A 22,998-nucleotide genomic window follows, 5' to 3' on the forward strand; every position below is an offset into this window, starting at 1 on the left:
ACGATGACCGCTCATTCATCTCCTGACGGGCGCCTGGACCGGGCCCTTTCCAGCCTGCGCGGACTGTCGGTCGGGGACGCGCTGGGCTCACAGTTCTTCGTGCCCGCGAACTACCCACTGCTCAAGAGCCGCGCACTGCCGCCCGGCACCTGGCAGTGGACGGACGACACGGAGATGGCGTGTTCCGTGGTCTCCGTCCTGGCCACCCACCACCGCATCGACCAGGACGCGCTGGCCCTCTCCTTCGCCCACCACCACGACTTCGACCGCGGTTACGGCCCCGCGGTCAACCGGCTGCTGCGACTGGTCCGGGAAGGCGGCGACTGGCGCGAGCTCGCCGCCGCGCTGTTCAACGGCCAGGGCTCCTGGGGCAACGGCGCGGCGATGCGCATCGCGCCGTTGGGCGCCTGGTACGCGGACGACCCTGAGCAGGCCACCCACCAGGCGGAGATCTCCGCCTATCCCACGCACCAGCATCGCGAGGCGGTGGTCGGCGCCATGGCGGTCGCCGCTGCCGCCGCGCTGGCCGCGGACCCGGGCGGACCGCCCACCGCGCACGCGCTCCTGGACGGCGTGATCGCGCTGGTACCGAAGAGCGCGGTCGGCGCCGGGCTGCGACGTGCCCGGGACATGCTCGACTACGGCGACGCCGCGACCGTAGCCGCCGTGCTCGGCTGCGGAAGGCGTACCACCGCCCACGACACCGTTCCCTTCGCCCTCTGGTCGGCCGCACGGGCCCTCGGGGACTACGAGCGTGCCTTCTGGACGACCGCCCAGGTCGGCGGGGACGTGGACACCACCTGCGCCATCGTGGGCGGGGTGGTCGCCGGGAGCGAGGCGGGCGCACCGCCGGCGGACTGGGCGGAGCGGGTCGAGGCGCTGCCCGGGTGGATGGCGACATCGACTTAGCACACTGTCCGTGTGCGATGGGAACTCTCCGTGACTGTCGCCCGTTGTCACGACATCCGCTGTGCGGGACAGGAGCCGCGTACGGGGTGGGGATGACGTGAGAGGGGAGCGGGGGGGCATGGAAGCGCTGTGGGTGCTGATCGTCGCGCTGCTGTCGTTGGTGCTGCTCACCCGGTCGAGCACGCCGGAGACGGGGGCCCGAGCGGGTCGGCACCGGTCGTCGAATACCGGTCGGTCGGGCACCGGCGGGCATGCCCGGTGCCCGCCGACGGGACCCGCCCGGCCGCCGGTACCGGACCGTCAGCCGATCCCCGGACCGGCCGAGCCGGACAGGGCCTCCAGGTCGCTCTTGCGCACCCGGATCACCAGCCACGCCGTGGCCAGGGCGAGCACCGCCATGGCCGCGGCGGGGATGAAGGCCGCCGAGATGCCCTGTGCCAGCACGTCGTGTCCCCAAGGCGCCGGCAGCTGGTGTGTCCGGGCGAACTCCGCTTTCTGCTCCGCCGAGCTGTTGGCGAGGAAGTCCGGCACCTGGCTCTCCGCCTCGTTCTTGCTGGCCGTGCCGAACACCGTCGTCAGGATGGCGAGGCCGATCGATCCGCCCACCTGCTGTGTCGCGTTGAGCAGACCGGACGCCGCGCCCGCCTCGTGCTGTGCGACCCCCGAGACCGCGGTCAGCGTCAGCGTCACGAAGTTCAGCCCCATGCCGAATCCGAAGATCAGCATCGGTCCCAGGATCCCGCCGACATAGGAGCTGTCGGAACTGATGAGGGCCTGCCAGCCGAGACCGATCGCGGCGAGCGCCGAGCCCACGATCATGAACGGCTTGGGGCCGAAGACCGGAAGGAACCGCTGCGACAGGCCCGCGCCCAGCGCGATCACGACCGTGACCGGCAGGAAGGCCAGACCGGCTTCGATGGGGGTGTAGCCCAGCACGTTCTGGACGAACAACACGATGTAGAAGAACATGCCGAACATCGCCGCGGCCAGGCTCAGCATGATCACGTACGTGCCGGAGCGGTTGCGGTCGGCGAACATCTTCAGCGGGGTGATCGGCTCCTTGGCCCGCCTCTCGATGAACACGAAGGCCAGCAGCAGCACCACCGCGGCAGCGAAGGACCCGATGGTCACGCTGTCCCGCCAGCCCTCGTCCGCGGCGCGGATGAAGCCGTAGACGAGGGACGCCATACCCGCCGTCGAGGTCACCGCCCCCGCGATGTCGAAGCGGCCGGAGTGCCGTTCGGACTCACTGATGTACAGCGGGGTGAGCACGGCGATCAGCACGCCGATCGGCACGTTGACGAAGAGCACCCAGCGCCAGTCGAGCCACTCGGTGAGCATGCCGCCCGCCAGCAGGCCGATGGCGCCGCCACCCGCGGACACGGCCGCGAAGACGCCGAAGGCCCGGTTGCGTTCGGGCCCTTCGGGGAAGGTGGTGGTAATGAGGGCCAGCGACGTGGGCGACGCGATCGCGCCTCCCACACCCTGCAGGACACGAGCCGCCAGCAGCTGCCAGGGTTCCTGGGCGAAGCCGCCGAGCAGCGAGGCGAAGGTGAACAGCAGGATGCCGGTCATGAAGACCCGGCGCCTGCCGAGGATGTCACCGGCCCGGCCGCCGAGCAGCAGCAGACCGCCGAAGGTGAGCGTGTAGGCGCTGACGACCCAGGTGAGGTCGGTGGTGCTGAAGCTGAGCGCTTCTTGAATGTGCGGGAGGGCGATGTTCACAATCGTCGCGTCGAGTACCACCATGAGTTGGCAGGCCGCGATGACCGTGAGCGCGATGCCGGGACGCCCCTCCCGGCGGGCAGCTCCCGGCTTCTGGTCCGGTATCAGAGAGGTTGTCACTATGTGTCCCCCACGAATGACTTAGTGAACGCTCGCGTTCACTGTTGCTTCCACGTTAGTGACTCCCGGACAGTGAACGCAAGCGTTCACTTTTTGAGGTGTCGTGCGGTCCGTCCCCCGCTGTGGCCGCCCGGTGCGTCTTTCGTCCCCGGAAACCCGCTGTTCACGCTCATTGGAGACCCTCGACATGGTTGCTTCGCACTGGGCGGCCGCCTCCGCCCGGACCCCCTCTCGTCGGCGTGGCGCGGTCCTCGAACGCGCGATCCTCGACGCCGCGCTGGAGCAGCTCGGTACGGTCGGCTGGAACGGTCTGACGATGGAGGGCGTGGCCGCCGGCGCCCAGACCGGCAAGGCGGCGGTGTACCGTCGCTGGCCGTCGAAGGAGGACCTCGTCGCGGACGCGCTGCAGTCGGGGTTGCCGCGCTTCGACACGGTGCCCGACCTGGGGAGCGTTCGCGACGACCTGCTGGCGCTCTGTCGCAGGGCGCGCGACGCGATGTACTCGCGTCCCGGATTCGCGTTGCGGTCAGTCATTCACGAATGCGACAGCGTGCAGGCGGAGCGCTTCCATGCGGTGATCTTCAAGGGTGTCATCGAGCCGACCCTCGCGATGCTTCGTGAGGTCATCACCCGCGGAATAGAGCGGGGCGAAGTGCGGAGCGACGCTGCGAACGGGTACGTCTTCGATGCCATCCCGGCGATGATGATGTATCGCTCGAAGGTTTGTGGAAGCGAATGGACGGACCAGGAGGTCGAGGAGATGATCGACCAGATGATGGTGCCGCTGCTGAAGCCCGACGCCGTCTGAGTCCTGGGCGGGCGGGTCCCCTCCCGTTCGGGGAACCGGGGTGTCGCCGGGACTTCGGGGCGGCGTAGGCTAAGGGCGTCATGCCCTACGAACCACCTACCCACACCGTCGAGCGCTCTCTCCGCGCCACGACCGGAGCGAAGATCATTGCCGGTGTCGACGAGGTGGGGCGCGGCGCATGGGCCGGGCCGGTCACGGTCTGTGCCGCGATCACCGGCTTGCGACGCCCCCCGGTGGGCCTCACCGACTCCAAGCTGCTCACCGTCAAGCGACGCACCGAGCTCGCCGAGGAGTTGCGGACCTGGGTGACGTCGCACGCCTTGGGGCACGCCTCGCCGGAAGAGATCGACGCCCTGGGGATGACCGCGGCGCTTCGGCTGGCGGCGGTGCGTGCGCTGGAAGACCTGCCGGTCCGCCCCGACGCCGTCATCCTCGACGGCAAGCACGACTATCTCGGGGCGCCTTGGAAGGTCCGTACGGTGATCAAGGGCGACCAGTCCTGCGTCGCTGTCGCGGCGGCCTCGGTGCTCGCCAAGGTCCAGCGCGACAAAATGATGGCCGAACTGGGTATCGACCATGCAGACTTCGGTTTTGCGGACAACGCCGGATACCCGTCTCCGGTGCACAAGGCCGCACTGGAGGAGCGGGGGCCCACCCCGCACCACCGTTTGTCGTGGGCGTATCTTGATGCGCTGCCCCAGTGGCGGCACCTCAAGAAGGTCCGCAGTTGGGTGGACGGAAGGGTTCCGGAAATCGAGGGCCAGCTCGGCTTCGATTTCTGACACTTCCGCTCGCAGGCATGTGCCACCCGCCGACGCGAGCCGCACCAACGTTTGATAAATATCAGCCCATGCCTCTCATTCCCGAGGAGCCTCAGATTCACGAGAAGGCCCAGGGTCCCCGCGCCACTCCGGCCAGCGGCCGCACCGCGCCGACCCCTCGCCCCGTTCCCGGCCCCCGACCCGCCGCGCCGCCGCGTCCCGGTCGTCCCGGCCCCGCGCGGCCGGCTCCGCCGGCGCAGCGCGCGCCGCGTGACTCGTCCGCGGCCAAACCCGGCCCTTCGGGACCGGCCGCTCCGGCCGCCGCCCCGGCCACCCCGCAGATCCAGCTGATCCCGGCTTCCCCCGAAGGCGCGCTCGACGCGGCCGAGGAGGCCGTGGACCTGCTGCTGGACTCGGGTCGTACCCCCGGCGACGTGCTGGTGATCACCACGGGTGAACCGCACCCGTGGGCCGCCCACGAACTCTCCTTCGGCGATGCGGCGTACTGGGCGCAGCACGACGCGGGCGACGACGTCTTCTACGCGGACGCCGGCGTCGCGGACCGTGCCGCGTCGCGGCCGGTAGTCGTGGTGGCGTTCAACGGTGGTCCCGAGGACGCTGCCGCGACCGCGCTGTCCGCGGCGCACGCCCGGGCCGGTGCCCTGTTGATCGTCTGCGGTGACCCGCAGCGGATCAACTCGGTGCTGGGCGCGGGCGTCTGATCCCGTCCGGCCGAGCGCGGCGGACGCCGATGCGCCAGGGGGCCGCTCCACCGGCCCCCGCACGGTGCGGGTTCCGGCATGCCCTGGCGGCGGAGACACTTCCGGCCGCGCAGGGCCGTTGTCGGGTTCTCCCGCGGACCTGAAGCCGCACGGGACTTCATGGCGCGGTGGTCGAGCGCACTGTGCCCGCGAGGCTCAGCGGGCCGCCGCGCGACGCAGCACGTCCGAGGCGACGCCGCCGGTTCGCGGCGGCGGGAGCGGCGCCTGAGACGTGGCGAACGGCTCTGGGGCCGACGCCGCGTTGGGCCGGCGCCCGCCACGGCCCTCGCCCAGCACCTGCCAGCCGTCCCGGGTCAGCGTGATGTATGCACCGCAGCGCAACCCGTGCAGTGTGCATGCGTCCCGCAAACCCCACATCCACGCACCGTCCTCCTCCGTCCAACGCGCGTCGCCCTCACGGCAGTAGAGCAGCACGGCGGTGCGCACCGGAGTGCGGCGCCGCAGATCGTGCGGGATGACGCGGCGCAGCTGGGCGAGCAGCGCGTTGCGGAACATCCAGCCGTCGGCCGCTGCCCGACGACTGGTGAACGACGCGCTGGCACGCAGTCGTTCGTCGGGATCGAGCACGGCCACGATCGCGGTCGCCGGCCCCGGGCGGTGCCGCGAATGGAGTCCGCTGACGACCTCTCGCGGATTGCGCAGCAACGGGATTCCGGCGGCGGCCCACTCCGCCGGTTCGAGCATACGAGTGGCGGTTGCGGTGGACGACGACAAGGATGCCGCCGAGGACGGAGCGAATCCGAAGGTCACGTTCCTCCCTTCGGCTACGCGCCCACACTGCGGGCGGGGTCGGATTCGGGGGAGCGCGCACCGCAGTGAAGCCCTGCCGGATCACGGACGAGCCGTGCGGGGAGCGGACTTCAATTCTTCCTGTCGAACTTGAATGCGGCAACGAGCAATTGGGACCGGCGACCGTTATCGGATGATGCGCGTCCTATATCCCTACCCAGAGCACAGCCGGGTGACGCACGGGACACCCCACGGGCAGCCGCGCGGGGCTCCGGCCCCGAGAAGCGCGCCCGGGGCCGAGTGTCACCCCTGCACGGCCAGGACCAGTGGCAACACCTCCTGAGCGCCCGCGCGGCGCAGCAGTCGCGCCGCCACCGCGAGGGTCCAGCCGGTCTCGGTGCAGTCGTCCACGAGCAGAACCGGGCCGTCCAGCGCGGCGAGAGTGGCGGCGAGCGCCGACGGAACCGCCAGCGCGCCGTCGAGTGCCTTGAGCCGCTGCGCGCTGTTGCTGCGGGGCGCCGTGGGAGCCTCGCCCGTGTACTCGACCGAGCCGAGCAACGGCAGCCGGCCGACCTGGGCGATACGCGCTCCCAGGGAGTGGATCAACTGAGGGCGAGAGCGCGAGGGGATCGTCACCACCCCCGCCGGACGGGGCCGGCCCTCGGGGGCGCCCGGAGCCCAGCCGCCCGGCCCCTTGGCCCAGTCGGCCAGTACCGTCACGACGGCCTGTGCGACATCGTCCGGCACCGGACCGTCCGGAGCCTGCGCCGACAGCATCGGTCGCAGCCGGTTGCCCCAGCCGATGTCGGACAGCCGGCCCAACGCCCGGCCCGTCGCCGCCTGTTCGCCGACCGGGATGCGCCCCTTGAGGTCGACCCCGATCGCGGGCAGACCGGTCGGCCACATGCGTCGCGGCTCCACCTCCACACCCGCCCGGCCGAGATCGACCCGCGCGGCGTCGAGGCTGTCGTTGGAGGTGTCCGCGGTGAATCGCGGCCCCGCGCAGTTGTCGCAGTGGCCGCAGGGCTTGGCTCCCTCGTCGTCCAACTGGCGCTGCAGGAACTCCATCCGGCACTCGCTCGTCGAGGCGTAGTCGCGCATCGCCTGCTGCTCGGCCTTCCGCTGCCGCGCCACCCAGTCGTACCGCTCGGAGTCGTACGTCCACGGCTGCCCGGTCGCGATCCAGCCGCCCTTGACCCGCTTGACCGCTCCGTCCACGTCGAGGACCTTGAGCATGGTCTCCAGGCGGGAGCGGCGCAGCTCGACCAGTGGCTCCAGGGCCGGCAGCGAGAGCGGCCGCTCCGCCCGCGCGAGGATGTCGAGGGTGCGGCGCACCAGGTCCTCCGACGGGAACGCCAGCGAGGCGAAGTACTCCCAGATCGCCTCGTCCTCCTTCCCCGGCAGGAGGAGCACCTCGGCGTGCTCGACACCGCGCCCGGCGCGGCCGACCTGCTGGTAGTACGCGATGGGCGAGGACGGCGAGCCCAGGTGCACCACGAAACCCAGGTCGGGCTTGTCGAAGCCCATGCCCAGCGCCGACGTGGCGACCAGCGCCTTGACCCGGTTGGCCAGCAGGTCGTCCTCGGCCTGCTGCCGGTCCGCGTTCTCGGTCTTGCCGGTGTAGGAGGCGACGGTGTGGCCGCGGTGCCGAAGGAAGGCGGTGACCTCCTCGGCGGCGGCCACGGTGAGCGTGTAGATGATCCCGGAGCCAGGGAGCCGGTGGAGGTGATCGGCGAGCCAGGCCATCCGGTGCGCGGCGTCGGACAGCCGCAGCACACCGAGGCTGAGGCTCTCCCGGTCCAGCGGGCCGCGCAGCACCAGCGCGTCCGAGGTGCCTCCGGTGCCGAGCTGCTCCGCCACGTCGGCGGTCACCCGGGCGTTGGCCGTGGCCGTGGTGGCCAGCACCGGTACGCCGGGCGGGAGGTCGGTGAGCATCGTGCGCAGCCGCCGGTAGTCCGGGCGGAAGTCGTGGCCCCAGTCGGAGATGCAGTGGGCCTCGTCGACCACGAGCAGTCCGGTCGCGGCGGAGAGCTTGGGCAGCACCTGGTCGCGGAAGTCCGGGTTGTTGAGCCGCTCGGGACTCACCAGCAGCACGTCGACCCCACCGGCGGCGATCTCGTCCTGGATCGTCTCCCACTCCTCGGTGTTGGAGGAGTTGATGGTCCGGGCGCGGATACCGGCTCGCGCCGCGGCCTCGACCTGGTTGCGCATCAGCGCCAGCAGCGGGGAGACGATCACGGTGGGCCCGGCGCCGCGCTCGCGCAGCAGGGCCGTGGCCACGAAGTAGACCGCGGACTTGCCCCACCCCGTTCGCTGAACGACCAGGGCCCTGCGCCGTTCGGCGACCAGCGCCTCGATCGCCCGCCACTGGTCGTCCCGCAGCCGGGCGCCGCCGGGCACCTCCCCGACGAGGCGGGCGAGGACCGCATCGGCGGCTGTCCGGAGATCCGCGTTGCTCGTGTGCTCCATGCGTTCCATACAACAGGACAGGACTGACAGCCGGGCGGGCGGGAGGAGGAGACGAGGTCGCCGGGCACCCGGGGTGACGCGTCCCTGATCAGAGTTATCCACAGGCCAAGCGGAACTTCCCGATCCGCGAGATCGTCGGGCCATGACGAACCACAGCGAAACGACGGGGCCCGCCGAGAACGGTGACATCGAGGGATTCGAGCGGCCGGGCCGGGCAGCCCGCCTCCCGGACGACCACCCCTGTGACGAACCCCAGGTCACCCTGCGCACCCCTGCCGAACTGGCCGACGCCCTGCCGTATCTGCTCGGGTACCGCCCCGAGGACAGCATCGTCCTGGTCGCCCTGCGCGACCGCGACGGGCGGGGCCGATTCGGTGGCCGGGCCCGGCTCGGCATTCCGGCGAACCCGGACGACTGGGCCTGCGCCGCTGGACAGCTGGTCCACGGTCTGGTGACCGGCAGTGAACGCCGCGGAGCCCGCCCCGAGCAGATGGTGGCCTACCTCTGCCAGGACCCAGCAGCGGGCGAAAGCGGCCGAGACGTGATGGAGCGACTTCGGCCGCTGGCTCAGAAGCTGCGCGTCGAGTGCGGCGCCCTCGACGTCCCGGTGGTCGAGGCGCTCTGCATCTCGGCGGGGCGCTTCTGGTCGTACTGCTGCGACGACCAGGCCTGCTGCCCGGCCGAAGGCACGCCCATGGGGCTGCCGGGCACGTCCGTGCTGGCCGCGGCGGCCACGTACGCCGGCATCCAGGTGCGTGGGACGCTCGGTGAACTGCGCGCACGGCTCCTTCCCTGGGAGAACGACGTGGCCCGCGAGCAGGAGGCCGCCCTGGACGCGGCCGCCATGCGGCTGGTCTCACGGATCCTCGACGACGCCGGCCGCTCGGAGGTGGCCGAGGAGACGCTGGATCTGGCGCGGCGGGTGATGCGACGCCTCGCGGAGGCCCGGCCCGTGTCCGGAATGGCCGCCGAAGACCTGCGGGACGACCGACTGCTCGGACACGACGAGGCGGCGACGATGATCCTCGGCCTCCAGGACCGTACGACCCGTGACCGCGCCGCGGAGTGGATGGAGGGGGACGACGCGGCACCCGCGCTACGCCTCTGGCGGGCCCTCGCCCGTCGCTGCGTCGGATCGTACGGCGAACACGCGGCCGCACCTCTGACTCTCGCCGGATGGGTCGCCTGGTCCACCGGTGACGAACTGGAGGCCCGGGAGGCCCTTGCCATGGCACTCGGCGCGGACCCCGACTACCTCTTCGCCCGGCTTCTGCACCAGGCGTGCAACGAGGGCCTCGACCCTGAGTCGGTCCGCCGGTGTCTGCGTGCGCAGCGCGGAGGTCGTGAGGGTCCGGAGGGCGGCGCGCCGGACGGCGAGGAGCAAGCCGGCGGGGCAGCGGAACGCGAGCCGGCCGGCCCTGCCTCGGCAGCGCAGGCGCCCCTCGGCCGACGGCGTCGCACGCGCTCGGGAGCGACGGCCGACGCGATGCCTCGTCGTGCGAGGGCGGAGCGGGGCCGTGAGCCCGGCACGAAGATCGTGCGCCCTCGCACTCCGGCGGCGGGTGATCGCCCGGGTTCCGCGAGGACGGGCCGTACGCGTTCGCGGGCCTCGGAGGGAAGGGGCGCTGGTCGGACGGGCACCCGCGCGGGAAGCGCGCGCACGGGGGACCACGGGGCCGAAGGGGGCGGCGAGCGCCTCTGAGGGGGCCAAGGCGGTGGAACGTCACCAGGCTAGTCGGCAGGCCGTCAGTCCGGTGTGGTCGTCGCTGTGCCGTCGTCCCTCTCCGTGGGTCTTCGACTGTGGCCGTCGTCCCTGGCCGACCGTCGAGGACCGGCCGCCGTGACCTTTGAGGGCTGGCCGTCGTGATCTCCGGGGACGGGCCATCGTGGCCTCCGGGGACGGGCCGCCGTGACTTTCGGTGACGGGCCGCCGTGACCGTAGAAGCGGTCCGCTGGACCGCCCGCCTCGGTGCCTGCCCGGCGCCCGCTCCCGGCCGTGACCCGGAGGTCACCCCTCCCGTTCACCTGAGTGGCCGAATGCCGGACCGGCCGAGGCATCGCACCGCCCGGTCGGAACCACCACACGGCGTCGCTCCGCTGAGCGGCCGTCGAGCACCCAAGGAGCCCTCCCATGCACCAGCCGATCCCGTCCTCGTCCGCCGTCACGGGCCCCGGTGCGAGCGGCCGCAGGAGCACCCCGGTGCCGTCCCTCGCCGGGCCTGCGGTACCGGTCAGAAAGAACGGCCCGGGGCCGGGGCGGAATCCCGGCCCACCTGCGGACCGACTCGGACAGCTGTCGGCTCTCTCGACCTCGCGGACGCGCGCGGAGCGCACGGACACCGGCCCTGCGGCTTCTCCTCTGCACCGCACCACTGCTCGGCGTACGCCGCCGGGGAAGCCGCACCGGCCCGGGGAGCTGCCGCCCACCCACATGACCATGATCGGCGTGGCCCTACCCGGCCTCGTGATCTCCACGGAGCAGGGGCAGCTGAACGGCCTGGGCCTGGAGGGGTTCTACCGCGCGGGCCGCCGCCTGCTGTCCCGGTGCCGCCTCCGCGTGGCCGGACGCGAACCGCTGCCCGCCCAGGCCCGGATGACCGGTGCCGACGGCTCCCGCTTCGTCGGCACCCTCCGGACGGCATCCGCGCCGGGACCGGACCCGGACGTAATGATCGAGCGGATCCGCCACGCCGACGGCACGGAGCGGATCACGCTGCGCAGTTGGGCGTCCGGCCCGCTGCGCCTGCCCGTCGAGGTCGCGCTCGGTACCGACCTGGCCGACCTCGGGCGATCGCCGCGGGCGGAGCGGGGCCGGACCTGCCGGCCACCGTTCATGACTCCGGGCTGCGGTGGTCCCGCGCCACCGGCAGCGCGTCGGTCACGGCGCACCCGCCGCCCGCCGAGGCACTGGCCTCCGCGGGACTGCTGCGATGGGAGTTCGTCCTGCCGCCCGGCGGCAGCACCAGCGTCGAACTGCGGGTACGGCCGGACGGCGCGGGACCGGTCCGGGCCGTGGGCCGCACGGCGGCCGATCCGCTGGCCTCCGCACGCGCCACCGGCGACGACCCCGCGGTCTCCGCCCTCCTACGGACCAGCATCGAGGATCTCAGGGCCCTTCTGGTACGCGATCGCGCACATCCCGCCGACGTCCATCCGGCCGCCGGTGTCCCCTGGCGCTGCGGTCCCGCCCCCGCCGAGGCTCTCGCCGCCGCCAGGATGACGCTTCCCCTCGGCACCCGGCTCGCCGCAGGCACGCTGAGAGCGCTCGCCCGCACCCAGCAGCCCGGCCCGGGACCGAGGGCCGGCATGATCCCCGGACCGGGGCGCGACACAGGGCCGCACCTGCCGCCTGGCTGCACCGGCACAGAGGCGACCCTGCTGTTCCCCGTTCTCCTGGCGGAAGCCCGCCGCTGGGGGCTCGGCGCACACGAGGCCGGGGAGCTGCTGCCGGCCGCCGAGCGGTGCCTGGCCTGGCTGCGGACCACCGTCGGCAACGGCGCGTATGTACCCGACCCACACCCCCAAGGGCCCGTCCGCTGCGAGATCCAGGCTCACGCCCACCGTGCCGCCCTGCTCGGCGCCGAACTGCTCGACGACTTCGGCAGACCGGGCGGTGACTGGCTGCGACAGTGGGCCCAGCGGCTGCGCACCGCGTTCCGGCGGGACTTCTGGATCGACGACCCGGCGGGCGGGAGACCCGCGGCGGCCCGCACCCCGGACGGACACCTCGTGCCGCATCTGAGCGCGGCCGCCGTCCACCTCCTCGACACCGGGCTGCTCGGCGGGGGCACCGTGGCACCGGGCCTGCTCGACCCGGTCCGGACCGGCCGACTCGCCCGGTTGCTGGGCAACCCGGTCATGGACTCGGGCTGGGGACTGCGTGGCCTGGCGGCCACGGAGGCGGGATACAACCCCTTCGGGCACCGCGCCGGGGCGGTCCACGTCCACGAGACGGCGATCGCGGTGGCGGGTCTGGCCGCCGCCGGGCACGACAAGGAGGCGGGCTCACTGCTGCGCGGCGTACTGGCCGCGGCCGACGCGTTCGGCCACCGCTTGCCGGAGATGTTCGCGGGGGAGCAGCGCACCGACACGAACGCTCCGCTGCCGCACCCGGCGGCCTGCCGCCCCGCCGCAACCGCGGCTGCCGCCGGCGTACTGATGCTGACCGCACTCGCGGGCATCCGCCCCGACGCCCCGGCCGGGACCGTCACCCTGCGCCCCGTACGCAGCGCACCCCTGGGGGAGCTCGGCCTGACCGGTCTGAGGGTCGCGCAGGAGCCCTTCTCCGTGCGGGTCAGCCGACTCGGCCTGGCCATGGTCGAAGAGGCCGCCGACGGGCTGCGACTAGGAGCATGACCAGGCAAGGCCTCCCTCACTCGGTGGCCGGAAGCAGCCGGTGCAGAGAAGATCGGACCGCGGCGGGCCGACGGTCGATGCGGTCGGTGAACGGCGTGTTTATCGTCAGGCAGACGACTATGATCGCCGCATGCCCTACGACCCGTCAGCCTTTCCGCCCTTCGCCGTCACCGTGGACCTGGTCGTGCTGACCGTACGTCGTCACTCCCTGTGCGCGCTGGCGGTGCGCAGGGGCGAGCCGCCGTTCCAGGGCCGCTGGGCGCTGCCCGGCGGCTTCGTGCGGGCCGACGAGGACCTGGCCCAGGCGGCGGCGCGGGAACTGGCCGAGGAGACGGGGCTGTGCGTCCACGACCCCGCCGCGCCCATCCAGGACAACGGTGCCCACCTGGAGCAGCTGGCGACGTACGGCGACCCCGAGCGGGACCCCCGGATGCGGGTGGTGAGCGTCGCCCACCTCGCACTCGCTCCGGACCTGCCCGCGCCCCGGGCGGGCGGCGACGCCAGCAACGCACGTTGGGCGCCGGTCGAGGAACTGCTCGAACAGGCCGGTTACGGACGTGACGGCGAGGCGCCGGCGCCGCTGGCCTTCGACCACACCCAGATCCTGGCGGACGGCGTGGAACGAGCCCGCTCCAAGATCGAGTACTCGTCGCTGGCCACCGCCTTCTGTCCGCCGGAGTTCACCGTCGGCGAGCTGCGCCGCGTCTACGAGGCGGTGTGGGGCGTGGCGCTCGACCCGCGCAACTTCCACCGCAAGGTGACGGGCACCCCGGGCTTCCTCGTCCCCACCGGTGGTACGACCACCCGCCAGGGCGGCCGCCCCGCTCAGCTCTTCCGGGCCGGCGGCGCCACTCTCCTCAACCCCCCGATGCTGCGTCCCGAGGTGTGACGCCGCTGCGGGACGGGACCCCGGAGCGAACGGCGGACAAGGAAGCGACGAGGTCTGTCCTTCCAGGGCCCGGCTGGCCGTAAGGATGCCCGAAAAACCGGATATGGCACGCTATCTTGCTGCGGGTGATCGAGGCCTTCGGACTGACCAGCAACCCCCGCAAAGAGCTCCCGCCCGCTGTCGACGACGTCTCATTCGAGGCACGTGCGGGCCGCGTCACCGCACTGCTCGGAGCATCGGGCGCCGGCAAGTCGACGGCGCTCAGACTCATGCTCGAACTCCAGCGCGGCCGCGGCCTCACCCACTTCAGAGGCCGCCCCCTGCACCGCATCGCCCACCCCGCGCGAGAGGTCGGCGTACTGCTGGGAGACGTGCCGGGGCACCCGGCCCGCACGGTTCGCGGCCATCTGCGCATGCTCTGCGCCGCGGCCGGAGTTCCGGTCCGGCGAGCCGACGAAGTCCTCGAGTCGGTCGGCCTCGTGAGTCTGCGCGACGAACGCCTGGGCACCCTCTCCCGCAGCATGGACCGACGTCTCGGAGTGGCCTGCGCACTGCTTCCCGACCCGCACACCCTGGTGCTCGACGACCCCGCCGGAACCCTCGCCGCCCGGGACGCCGACTGGGTGCACGCGACTCTGCGCGCCCACGCTTCCCAAGGCGGGACCGTCCTGTTCAGCACGGCGGATCCCAAGGAGGCCGCACGGATCGCCGATCAGGTCGTGACGCTGGAGCGGGGCAGAGTCGTTGCCGACCAGGAAGCGGCGAACTTCTCGCGCACCCGGCTGCGCCCCCGAGTCGCCGTCCGCACCCCGCACGCCGCCCGTCTCGCCGCAGTGCTGACGAAGGAGGCCCGCGCGGCCCGCCGTTCCGTCGAGGTCGTGCGCGAGGGAGGCAACCGCCTCGCGGTGTACGGCAGTACATGCGCCGACATCGGTGACACCGCGTTCCGGCACAGCATCCTGGTGCACCAACTGGCCGACGAAGTCGGCGACATGGGGCCAGGAGCCGGTGCGGAGCCCGCCGCCCGGTGGCAGGAGGCCGGGAACCACTGGGAAGCGGACGCCGGGAGCACGGCCGCTGCACCCAACGGTGACGTTTCCCGGCCGTCGGGCGACCCCGGGCCGTCGGCCGGCGCCGGGGTCCGGCTCGTCCCCGGGAAGGCGCTGCCCCGCGCAGACGCCCCGCAGCCGTCACCGGAGGGGACCGCACCCGTGACTGCTGCCGCCGAAGCGCCCCCCTCGGCCGACGGGGCGTTGCCCGCGGTCGCCGACGCCGCGGCGCAGTCGGCGGGTGCCGACACCGCGTCCTCTCCGGCCGCTGCCGAGCCCCGGCCGGACATCCCCCGGCCGACCCGAGACGGTTCCCGGCCCGGGCCCGAGACCGTCCCGTATCCGGTCGGCGCGCGTGAATCCGCCGGAAGCAACGGCCAGGCGTGCCCCACCCCGCACCGAGCCGGCGACGTCCCTGCGCCCCACGCCCCCCACGCACCGGCAGCGCGCTCCACCCGGACCGCCCCCGTCGGCGCCCGGGCAACCTCGCGCCGCCACGCCTCCCTCACCCCCACCCCACCCCTCACCGGGCAGGCCCGATCCTCACTGCCGCCCCCCGTCTCCGTCCGAGCCGCCCCCAGCCCGCTGCGCCCCCTCCGCTACGAACTCCGCCGTGCGGCCGGTATCAGGACCGGTTTCGTCACCTGTGCCGTCGTCCTCCTGCTCTCCGCGGTCATCGCCGTGGTCCTGGCCCGCGTCGGGCACACACCGCAGCCGCGGCTGCTGGCCGCGTGGCCGCAGGAGCTCCCGTTGCCGCCCGCGGCACTCGGCGCGGGACTGCTCGGGGCGCTCGCCTCCGGCGACGAGTTCCGCCACCCCGCCCTGGCGGCGGACCGCGGTGCCGTGCCCCGCCGCCTGGGGCTGCTGACCGCGAAGCTGCTCGTCTCCGCGGCCACCGCCGTGCTGCTGGCCGCTCTCACGGTGGGCTGCAACGCCGAAGTGCTCCACCTGTTCTACGGACGGGAGCTCGCCGGCGTCCCCGCGGACTGGCCCGCGCTGGGCGCCGGTTGGCTCGGCCTCGTCGTCGGGTGCGGTTGGGCGGGTGTGCTCGCCGCCGGGGTCTTCCGGTCCACCACGGCCGGGCTCGCCGCGGTGCTGGCGGTCCCCGTACTCGTCGTGCCGCTCGTACAGAGGATCTGGGACGGCCCGTCCGTGCGGACCGCCGCCGGACTCCCGATGCGCACGCGCGAGCTCCTTCTGACGACGTGGCCCTTCGGCGGTGAGCGCTACGTGGCCGAGGTGCTGCGCGTGATCGTCCAACCCGTCGGCAGCGCACTGACGTTGTCGCTGACCACCCTGCTCTGCGCATACCTGCTCATGACCGTGCGCAGCAGGCCTCAATGACATCCGCCGTACCCTTCCGGTCCGACCGTGCGCGCAACTCCCCGGGGAAAGCCCATTTCTTTCCGATAAGGCGTCAATTGCGACGGGGTGAGCGATCACCCTTTCGTGTGCTTTTCACCAAAGACCTCAAGGGAGTTGGGAACGGCGCCGACAAAGGATGCGTGACTACCCTTGCGCACTCCATGATGACCGCCGCCCGCTCCGCCGACTCCGGCCTCACGAACCCGGGCGAACTCGACCGCTACCCCTACGCCGAGACGCCCGCCGTCGACCGCCTCGGGGCGCCCGCCTGGGAAGGGGCGGAGCCCGAGCTGGGCCGGGTGGGCCGGCGCGCTACGGGCAGCCGTGGTCGCGGACTGCACGGACAACTCGTCCAGCAGCTGGGACAGATGATCGTTTCGGGCGACCTGGGTGCCGACCGCCCGCTGGTGCCCGAGGAGATCGGCCAGCGTTTCGAGGTGTCCCGCACCGTCGTGCGCGAGTCCCTCCGTGTCCTCGAGGCCAAGGGCCTGGTCAGCGCCCGCCCGAACGTCGGCACGCGCGTGCGCCCCGTCAGCGACTGGAACCTGCTCGACCCGGACATCATCGAATGGCGTGCCTTCGGGCCGCAGCGCGACGATCAGCGCCGTGAGCTCAGTGAGCTGCGCTCGACGATCGAGCCGCTCGCCGCGCGTCTCGCCGCCGGGCACGGGCGCGAGGAGGTGCAGCAGCGCCTGTCCGACATGGTCGGGATCATGGGCCACGCCATGCAGCAGGGCGACGCGCTCACGTTCTCGCGCGCCGATGCGGAGTTCCATTCGCTCCTCATCCAGATCGCGGGCAACCGCATGCTGGACCACCTCTCCGGGATCGTCTCCGCGGCCCTCCACGTCTCCGGCGGTCCGGTCACGGGCTGTGACCGGCCGAACGACGTGTCCCTGGCGCAGCACGGCAGGATCGTCGACGCCCTCGCCACCGGGGACGGGGCGGCGGCCGAGGCGGCCATGCGCCAACTTCTGATCACTCACCCCGAGGTGGAGCGTGTGGTGCCCGCCCCGCGCGAGCACTGACCGCGTTCCGCCGGACCGGCGCGGGCCGGGCACGCCAGACCCCTCCTATGGCAGTGGCCGGCCGGTTCGCCGCCATCGTCGGACCCCGTGGAATCCGTCGCGATTCCACGGGGTCCGACGGTGCGATGAGAGGCTGAGCCTCCCGGCGTGGCCGGGTGGAGTCCGTCGGCGAATCTTTTTACTCACGTCTGACCGGTTTTGGGCACTTACGGGGTGTGACTCGGGCCACGCGGATTGGGCGTAACGCTCGTGGGAACAAAGCGATGACCTAAGAGGTGACAGCCGCGGAGGGAATACGGACGCCGTTGACGGCGCTGTGCAACTCCCCGGCCCCCGCCCGCGCCGTCGGCCCATTCCAAGCCGGCGGTCGGCCCCTGTCCACCATGGACGGGGCCGGAAGCCGTTTTCCAACGTTCCGAGAGGTTGTTCGTGTCGGCCAGCACATCCCGTACGCTCCCGCCGGAGATCGCCGAGTCCGTCTCTGTCATGGCGCTCATTGAGCGGGGAAAGGCTGAGGGGCAGATCGCCGGCGACGACGTGCGTCGGGCCTTCGAAGCTGACCAGATTCCGGCCACTCAGTGGAAGAACGTACTGCGCAGCCTCAACCAGATCCTCGAGGAAGAGGGTGTGACGCTGATGGTCAGTGCCGCGGAGCCCAAGCGCACCCGAAAGAGCGTCGCAGCGAAGAGTCCCGCCAAGCGGACCGCCACCAAGACGGTCGCGGCGAAGACGGTGACCAGCAGGAAGGCCACCGCGCCCGCTGCCCCGGCGGCGCCTGCCGCCGGCGCCGGTGCCGTCGCCGAGGACGAGGTGGAGGCGACCGCCAAGAAGGCGGCTGCCAAGAAGGCGACCGCCAAGAAGGCGGCTGCCAAGAAGACGACCGCCAAGAAGACGGCGGCCAAGAAGACCACCGCCAAGAAGGACGACGCCGAACTTCTCGAGGACGAGGCGATCGAGGAGCCCAAGGCCGCGACGGAGGAGCCCGAGGGCACCGAGAATGCGGGCTTCGTGCTCTCCGACGAGGACGAGGACGACGCTCCCGCCCAGCAGGTCGCCGCGGCCGGCGCCACCGCCGACCCGGTCAAGGACTACCTCAAGCAGATCGGCAAGGTCCCCCTGCTCAACGCCGAGCAGGAGGTCGAACTCGCCAAGCGCATCGAGGCGGGTCTGTTCGCCGAGGACAAGCTGGCGAACTCCGACAAGCTCGCCCCCAAGCTCAAGCGCGAGCTGGAGATCATCGCCGAGGACGGCCGCCGCGCCAAGAACCACCTCCTGGAGGCCAACCTCCGCCTGGTGGTCTCCCTGGCCAAGCGCTACACCGGCCGCGGCATGCTCTTCCTGGACCTCATCCAGGAGGGCAACCTCGGTCTGATCCGCGCGGTCGAGAAGTTCGACTACACCAAGGGCTACAAGTTCTCCACGTACGCCACCTGGTGGATCCGTCAGGCGATCACCCGCGCGATGGCCGACCAGGCCCGCACCATCCGCATCCCGGTGCACATGGTCGAGGTCATCAACAAGCTCGCGCGTGTGCAGCGCCAGATGCTCCAGGACCTGGGCCGCGAGCCCACCCCGGAGGAGCTGGCCAAGGAGCTCGACATGACCCCGGAGAAGGTCATCGAGGTCCAGAAGTACGGCCGCGAGCCCATCTCGCTGCACACCCCGCTGGGCGAGGACGGCGACAGCGAGTTCGGTGACCTCATCGAGGACTCCGAGGCGGTCGTCCCGGCGGACGCGGTCAGCTTCACACTCCTGCAGGAGCAGCTGCACTCCGTTCTCGACACCCTGTCCGAGCGCGAGGCGGGCGTCGTCTCCATGCGCTTCGGTCTCACCGACGGTCAGCCGAAGACCCTCGACGAGATCGGCAAGGTGTACGGCGTCACGCGTGAGCGGATCCGCCAGATCGAGTCGAAGACGATGTCGAAGCTGCGTCACCCGTCACGCTCCCAGGTGCTGCGCGACTACCTCGACTAGATCGCGGTCGTACGAGCGACAAGGCCCGGTTCCACCAGGTGGGGAACCGGGCCTTCGCGTTGACCAGCGGGTGCGCGGCTCGGCGTGCTGGATCACTCTGGGTGTTCCATGACCACCCAGGAGTGAGGAGTCTGCATGCGTCGCCTCGTTGCCCGCGCGCTGGCCCGGCCGCTGGTCCTGGCGGCCGCGGCGACCGCGATACCGCTCGCGTCCGCCGCGCCCGCGTCCGCCGACAGCATCGTCGTCGGGGGCTTTCCGGTCGAAGTGTCCGACAGTCCGTGGACCGTCGCCCTGTCCAGTCGTGACCGGTTCGGAGGTACGCGAGCGGGACAGTTCTGCGGGGGAGTGGCCGTCGGCCGCACCACCGTCCTCACGGCGGCCCACTGCCTCGGCGAGGACGTTCTCGGCTCGCCGCCCGAACGGGTGCGGGACCTGAGCGTCATCGCCGGCCGCACGGACCTGCTCTCCGATCAGGGCCGCGAGATCCCCGTCCGCGATGTCTGGGTGAACCCGGCGCACGACGACGTCAGCAACGCCGGCGACTTCGCGGTGCTCACCCTGTCCGAGGCCCTGCCCGCCGGCTCGGCCATAGGGATGGCGGCCGAAGGCGACCCCGCCTACCGGCCGGACACGAGAGCGCTCGTCTACGGATGGGGGGACACCTCGGGAGCCGGGGACTACGCGAACAGCCTGCGGGCGGCACGCGTGCGCGTCCTGTCCGACGCGTCGTGCGAGCGGGCGTACCCGGGCAGCGACGACGGACGCTATCTCGCGGGCAGCATGCTCTGCGCGGGTGAGGACACCGGCGGCCGTGACTCCTGCCAGGGGGACAGCGGTGGACCGCTGGTCGCCCAGGGCAGACTCATCGGACTCGTGTCCTGGGGGAGCGGCTGCGGGCGCCCGGGCAGCCCTGGGGTGTACACACGCGTCTCCGCCGTGCTGCGGACGCTCGGATGGGACCACCAGGCCGCGCGGCAGTCCGGGGGCGCCTGACGGACTCGGAGAGCTCGCCGGGCACGCGCACGGGCGGCCGCCCCTCGGTCGGAGGGGCGGCCGCCCGTTCATCGGCTTGTGCCGGGTCTGCTCGTCGTCGGGCGCGTCGCGTCAGCGCTCTTCCTCGGGGGAGGCTCCCGGAACGGCGGTCAGCCGCTCCGTCTCGTCCTGTATCTCAGCGGCGATCTTCTTGAGTTCCGGCTCGAACTTGCGCCCGTGGTGGGCGCAGAAGAGCAGTTCTCCGCCGCTCAGCAGGACGACGCGCAGGTATGCCTGGGCGCCGCAGCGGTCGCAGCGATCAGCGGCCGTCAGCGGGCTTGCGGAAGTCAGAACAGTAGTCACGTCGCCTCTTCTCTAGCTCGACGAGCTGTCGTACCAGGGTCAACATCCAACCAGCCCCAAAACGTTCCCGCTCGTGGCTTTTCCTCGAAAAAAATTTCCGAGAGGCCGGCTGTTGCCGGTTGGCGGCGAATGTGCCGTATTGCGTGTCTGTGTGTCGTACGGGTTCGCGCAGTCGGTCAGTGTCGGTCCCGCCGGCTGGGTTGCCGGTTTGTTCATGAGGACGTGCCCGGAGCCTAAATGGTTCATGCCTCGAAGGGAACGTGATGTGCACTTCACCCCATCGAGGGATCGAACAAGCATGCGACCCTGGACTAGGGTGAGTCTTCGGTGAGGGTGGCGTTACAACGGCTCTACCAGGCCTCGGTACCCTCTGACCGGTGAACAGAGCCGCGCCTTTACCCAGCGGGGCCCCATCTGAAATTCAGCGAGGAGCGAACCGCGTGACCGCCGAGACATCCGTGCCGTCCACTGCGCTGCTGGCAGGAGCAGACCGGGACGGATCCAACTACACCGCGCGGCACCTGCTCGTCCTCGAGGGTCTCGAGGCCGTGCGCAAGCGTCCGGGCATGTACATCGGATCGACCGACAGCCGTGGCCTGATGCACTGCCTGTGGGAGATCATCGACAACTCCGTCGACGAGGCTCTCGGCGGCTACTGCGACCACATCGAGGTGATCCTCCACGACGACGCGTCGGTGGAGGTCCGGGACAACGGCCGGGGCATCCCGGTGGACGTCGAGCCGAAGACCGGCCTGTCCGGCGTCGAGGTCGTCATGACCAAGCTGCACGCCGGCGGCAAGTTCGGCGGCGGCTCCTACGCCGCCTCCGGCGGTCTGCACGGCGTCGGTGCCTCCGTGGTGAACGCCCTGTCCAGCCGGCTCGACATCGAGGTGGACCGGGGCGGGCACACGCACGCCATCAGCTTCCGGCGCGGCGTTCCCGGCGCCTTCACGGGGGCCGGCCCGGACGCCAAGTTCGAGGCCAAGAGCGGCCTGCGCAAGGCCAAGAAGATCCCCAAGAGCCGCGAGGGCACGCGCGTGCGCTACTGGGCCGACCGGCAGATCTTCCTCAAGGACGCCAAGCTCTCCCTGGACAACCTGCACCAGCGGGCCCGCCAGACCGCCTTCCTGGTCCCCGGGCTGACCATCGTCGTCCGTGACGAATTCGGCCTGGGGGACGGCGGCAGCAAGGGCGAGGAGTCGTTCCGCTTCGACGGCGGTATCAGCGAGTTCTGTGAGTTCCTGGCCGCCGACCGGCCCGTCTGCGATGTCCTCCGCTTCAGCGGCCAGGGCAGCTTCAAGGAAACGGTCCCCGTGCTCGACGAGCACGGCCAGATGACGCCCACCGAGGTCACCCGTGAGCTCGGCGTCGACGTCGCCATGCGCTGGGGCACCGGCTACGACACCACGGTCAAGTCGTTCGTCAATATCATCGCCACGCCGAAGGGCGGCACCCACGTCGCGGGCTTCGAGCAGGCGGTGGCCAAGACGATGAACGAGGCGCTGCGGGCCAAGAAGATGCTGCGCGTCGCCGAGGACGACATCGTCAAGGACGACGCCCTGGAGGGCCTCACGGCGGTCGTGACGGTCCGTCTCGCCGAGCCGCAGTTCGAGGGCCAGACCAAGGAGGTCCTCGGCACCTCGGCGGCCCGTCGCATCGTGAACAACGTCATCAGCAAGGAACTCAAGACGTTCCTGACCTCCACCAAGCGTGACGCCGCCCAGCAGGCCCGCGTGGTCATGGAGAAGGCCGTCGCCGCGGCCCGCACCCGCATCGCCGCCCGCCAGCACAAGGACGCCCAGCGCCGCAAGACGGCCCTGGAGTCCTCCTCGCTGCCCGCGAAGCTCGCCGACTGCCGCAGCGACGACGTCGACCGCAGCGAGCTGTTCATCGTCGAGGGAGACTCCGCGCTGGGCACGGCGAAACTCGCCCGGAACTCCGAGTTCCAGGCGCTGCTGCCGATCCGCGGCAAGATCCTCAACGTCCAGAAGTCGTCCGTGACCGACATGCTGAAGAACGCCGAGTGCGGCGCGATCATCCAGGTCATAGGAGCCGGTTCGGGCCGTACCTTCGACATCGACGCGGCCCGCTACGGCAAGATCATCATGATGACCGACGCCGATGTGGACGGCTCCCACATCCGCACCCTCCTGCTGACCCTGTTCCACCGCTACATGCGGCCCATGGTGGAGGCGGGCCGGGTCTTCGCCGCGGTGCCCCCGCTGCACCGCATCGAGCTGGTCCAGCCCAAGAAGGGCCAGGACAAGTACGTCTACACGTACTCGGACCGTGAGCTGCGCGACAAGCTCATGGAGTTCCAGAGCAAGGGCGTCCGGTACAAGGACTCCATCCAGCGCTACAAGGGCCTGGGCGAGATGGACGCGGACCAGCTCGCGGAGACGACCATGGACCCGCGACGCCGTACCCTGCGCCGGATCAACCTCACCGACCTGGAATCCGCGGAGCAGGTCTTCGACCTGCTGATGGGCAACGACGTGGCACCCCGCAAGGAGTTCATCTCCAGCTCGGCGGCGACGCTGGACCGGTCGCGCATCGACGCGTGACCGCACGTGACCGTGCGTGAGTCGCGTACGACCTGAGCCGGGCCCGGGCCGAGAACCGGGCCCGGCTCCTTTCGCCAAAGCCCGGGCCGCCAGGACGCTCGGTCACCTGATGGGGTGAAGCGCGAAGGGAAGAAG

15 protein-coding genes and 1 pseudogene are annotated in these 22,998 nt (G+C 71.6%); 12 read left to right on the top strand and 4 right to left on the bottom strand.

Annotation, left to right across the window (positions count from 1 at the left end):
• Positions 1-3 precede the first annotated feature (3 nt).
• On the top strand, positions 4-909 hold the full coding sequence (locus tag ACLIN4_RS26370; RefSeq protein ID WP_381942663.1) for an ADP-ribosylglycohydrolase family protein: 906 nt from the start codon (positions 4-6) through the stop codon (positions 907-909).
• A 300-nt stretch (positions 910-1,209) separates the two neighbouring features.
• Here the strand turns inward: ACLIN4_RS26370 and ACLIN4_RS26375 are convergent, their stop codons facing one another.
• On the bottom strand, positions 1,210-2,757 hold the full coding sequence (locus ACLIN4_RS26375) for an MFS transporter (RefSeq protein WP_107476633.1): 1,548 nt from the start codon (positions 2,755-2,757) through the stop codon (positions 1,210-1,212).
• Between the two features lie 184 nt (positions 2,758-2,941).
• Between ACLIN4_RS26375 and ACLIN4_RS26380 the strand changes: the two genes are divergently transcribed.
• The 3 genes from ACLIN4_RS26380 to ACLIN4_RS26390 all read left to right on the top strand — a co-directional run bounded on the left by ACLIN4_RS26380 (position 2,942) and on the right by ACLIN4_RS26390 (position 5,045).
• Positions 2,942-3,562 (top strand): TetR/AcrR family transcriptional regulator, encoded by a 621-nt coding sequence (locus tag ACLIN4_RS26380; RefSeq protein WP_100046750.1) that lies wholly within the window; start codon positions 2,942-2,944, stop codon positions 3,560-3,562.
• 80 nt (positions 3,563-3,642) lie between these two features.
• Positions 3,643-4,344, top strand: coding sequence for a ribonuclease HII (locus tag ACLIN4_RS26385; RefSeq protein ID WP_100046725.1), 702 nt, complete (start codon positions 3,643-3,645; stop codon positions 4,342-4,344).
• Between the two features lie 68 nt (positions 4,345-4,412).
• Complete coding sequence (locus tag ACLIN4_RS26390; RefSeq protein ID WP_289908815.1) at positions 4,413-5,045, top strand: hypothetical protein; 633 nt, start codon at positions 4,413-4,415, stop codon at positions 5,043-5,045.
• Positions 5,046-5,240: 195 nt separating this feature from the next.
• Here the strand turns inward: ACLIN4_RS26390 and ACLIN4_RS26395 are convergent, their stop codons facing one another.
• Positions 5,241-5,855, bottom strand: coding sequence for a hypothetical protein (locus ACLIN4_RS26395; RefSeq protein ID WP_289908816.1), 615 nt, complete (start codon positions 5,853-5,855; stop codon positions 5,241-5,243).
• Between the two features lie 282 nt (positions 5,856-6,137).
• Positions 6,138-8,303, bottom strand: a complete 2,166-nt coding sequence (locus ACLIN4_RS26400) for a RecQ family ATP-dependent DNA helicase (protein WP_290012397.1) — start codon at positions 8,301-8,303, stop codon at positions 6,138-6,140.
• Between the two features lie 142 nt (positions 8,304-8,445).
• On the opposite strand from ACLIN4_RS26400, the gene ACLIN4_RS26405 reads away from it, so the two are divergent.
• From ACLIN4_RS26405 to ACLIN4_RS26435, 7 genes and pseudogenes are all read left to right on the top strand, one after another.
• Positions 8,446-10,005, top strand: a complete 1,560-nt coding sequence (locus ACLIN4_RS26405; RefSeq protein WP_411576289.1) for a DUF4192 domain-containing protein — start codon at positions 8,446-8,448, stop codon at positions 10,003-10,005.
• A 735-nt stretch (positions 10,006-10,740) separates the two neighbouring features.
• Positions 10,741-12,659, top strand: a pseudogene (locus ACLIN4_RS26410) (glycogen debranching N-terminal domain-containing protein).
• A 130-nt stretch (positions 12,660-12,789) separates the two neighbouring features.
• Positions 12,790-13,548, top strand: coding sequence for an NUDIX hydrolase (locus ACLIN4_RS26415; RefSeq protein WP_107477580.1), 759 nt, complete (start codon positions 12,790-12,792; stop codon positions 13,546-13,548).
• Positions 13,549-13,673: 125 nt separating this feature from the next.
• Positions 13,674-15,941 (top strand): ATP-binding cassette domain-containing protein, encoded by a 2,268-nt coding sequence (locus tag ACLIN4_RS26420; RefSeq protein ID WP_411576290.1) that lies wholly within the window; start codon positions 13,674-13,676, stop codon positions 15,939-15,941.
• 161 nt (positions 15,942-16,102) lie between these two features.
• Complete coding sequence (whiH, locus tag ACLIN4_RS26425) at positions 16,103-16,990, top strand: sporulation transcriptional regulator WhiH (protein ID WP_411576291.1); 888 nt, start codon at positions 16,103-16,105, stop codon at positions 16,988-16,990.
• Positions 16,991-17,419: 429 nt separating this feature from the next.
• Positions 17,420-18,964, top strand: a complete 1,545-nt coding sequence (locus ACLIN4_RS26430) for an RNA polymerase sigma factor (RefSeq protein WP_290012394.1) — start codon at positions 17,420-17,422, stop codon at positions 18,962-18,964.
• A gap of 135 nt (positions 18,965-19,099) precedes the next feature.
• Positions 19,100-19,957, top strand: coding sequence for a S1 family peptidase (locus ACLIN4_RS26435; protein ID WP_411576292.1), 858 nt, complete (start codon positions 19,100-19,102; stop codon positions 19,955-19,957).
• Positions 19,958-20,068: 111 nt separating this feature from the next.
• On the opposite strand, the gene ACLIN4_RS26440 is transcribed toward ACLIN4_RS26435, so the two are convergent.
• The gene (locus tag ACLIN4_RS26440; RefSeq protein ID WP_043379046.1) at positions 20,069-20,299 is read right to left on the bottom strand and encodes a DUF7455 domain-containing protein; all 231 of its coding nucleotides are present in this window, start codon (positions 20,297-20,299) and stop codon (positions 20,069-20,071) included.
• Positions 20,300-20,739: 440 nt separating this feature from the next.
• Between ACLIN4_RS26440 and ACLIN4_RS26445 the strand changes: the two genes are divergently transcribed.
• Positions 20,740-22,863 (top strand): DNA gyrase/topoisomerase IV subunit B, encoded by a 2,124-nt coding sequence (locus tag ACLIN4_RS26445; protein ID WP_289908823.1) that lies wholly within the window; start codon positions 20,740-20,742, stop codon positions 22,861-22,863.
• The last annotated feature ends 135 nt before the right edge of the window (positions 22,864-22,998 follow it).

The organism is Streptomyces mutabilis (genome assembly GCF_046628145.1).
Classification (GTDB): Bacteria; Actinomycetota; Actinomycetes; order Streptomycetales; family Streptomycetaceae; genus Streptomyces; species Streptomyces mutabilis.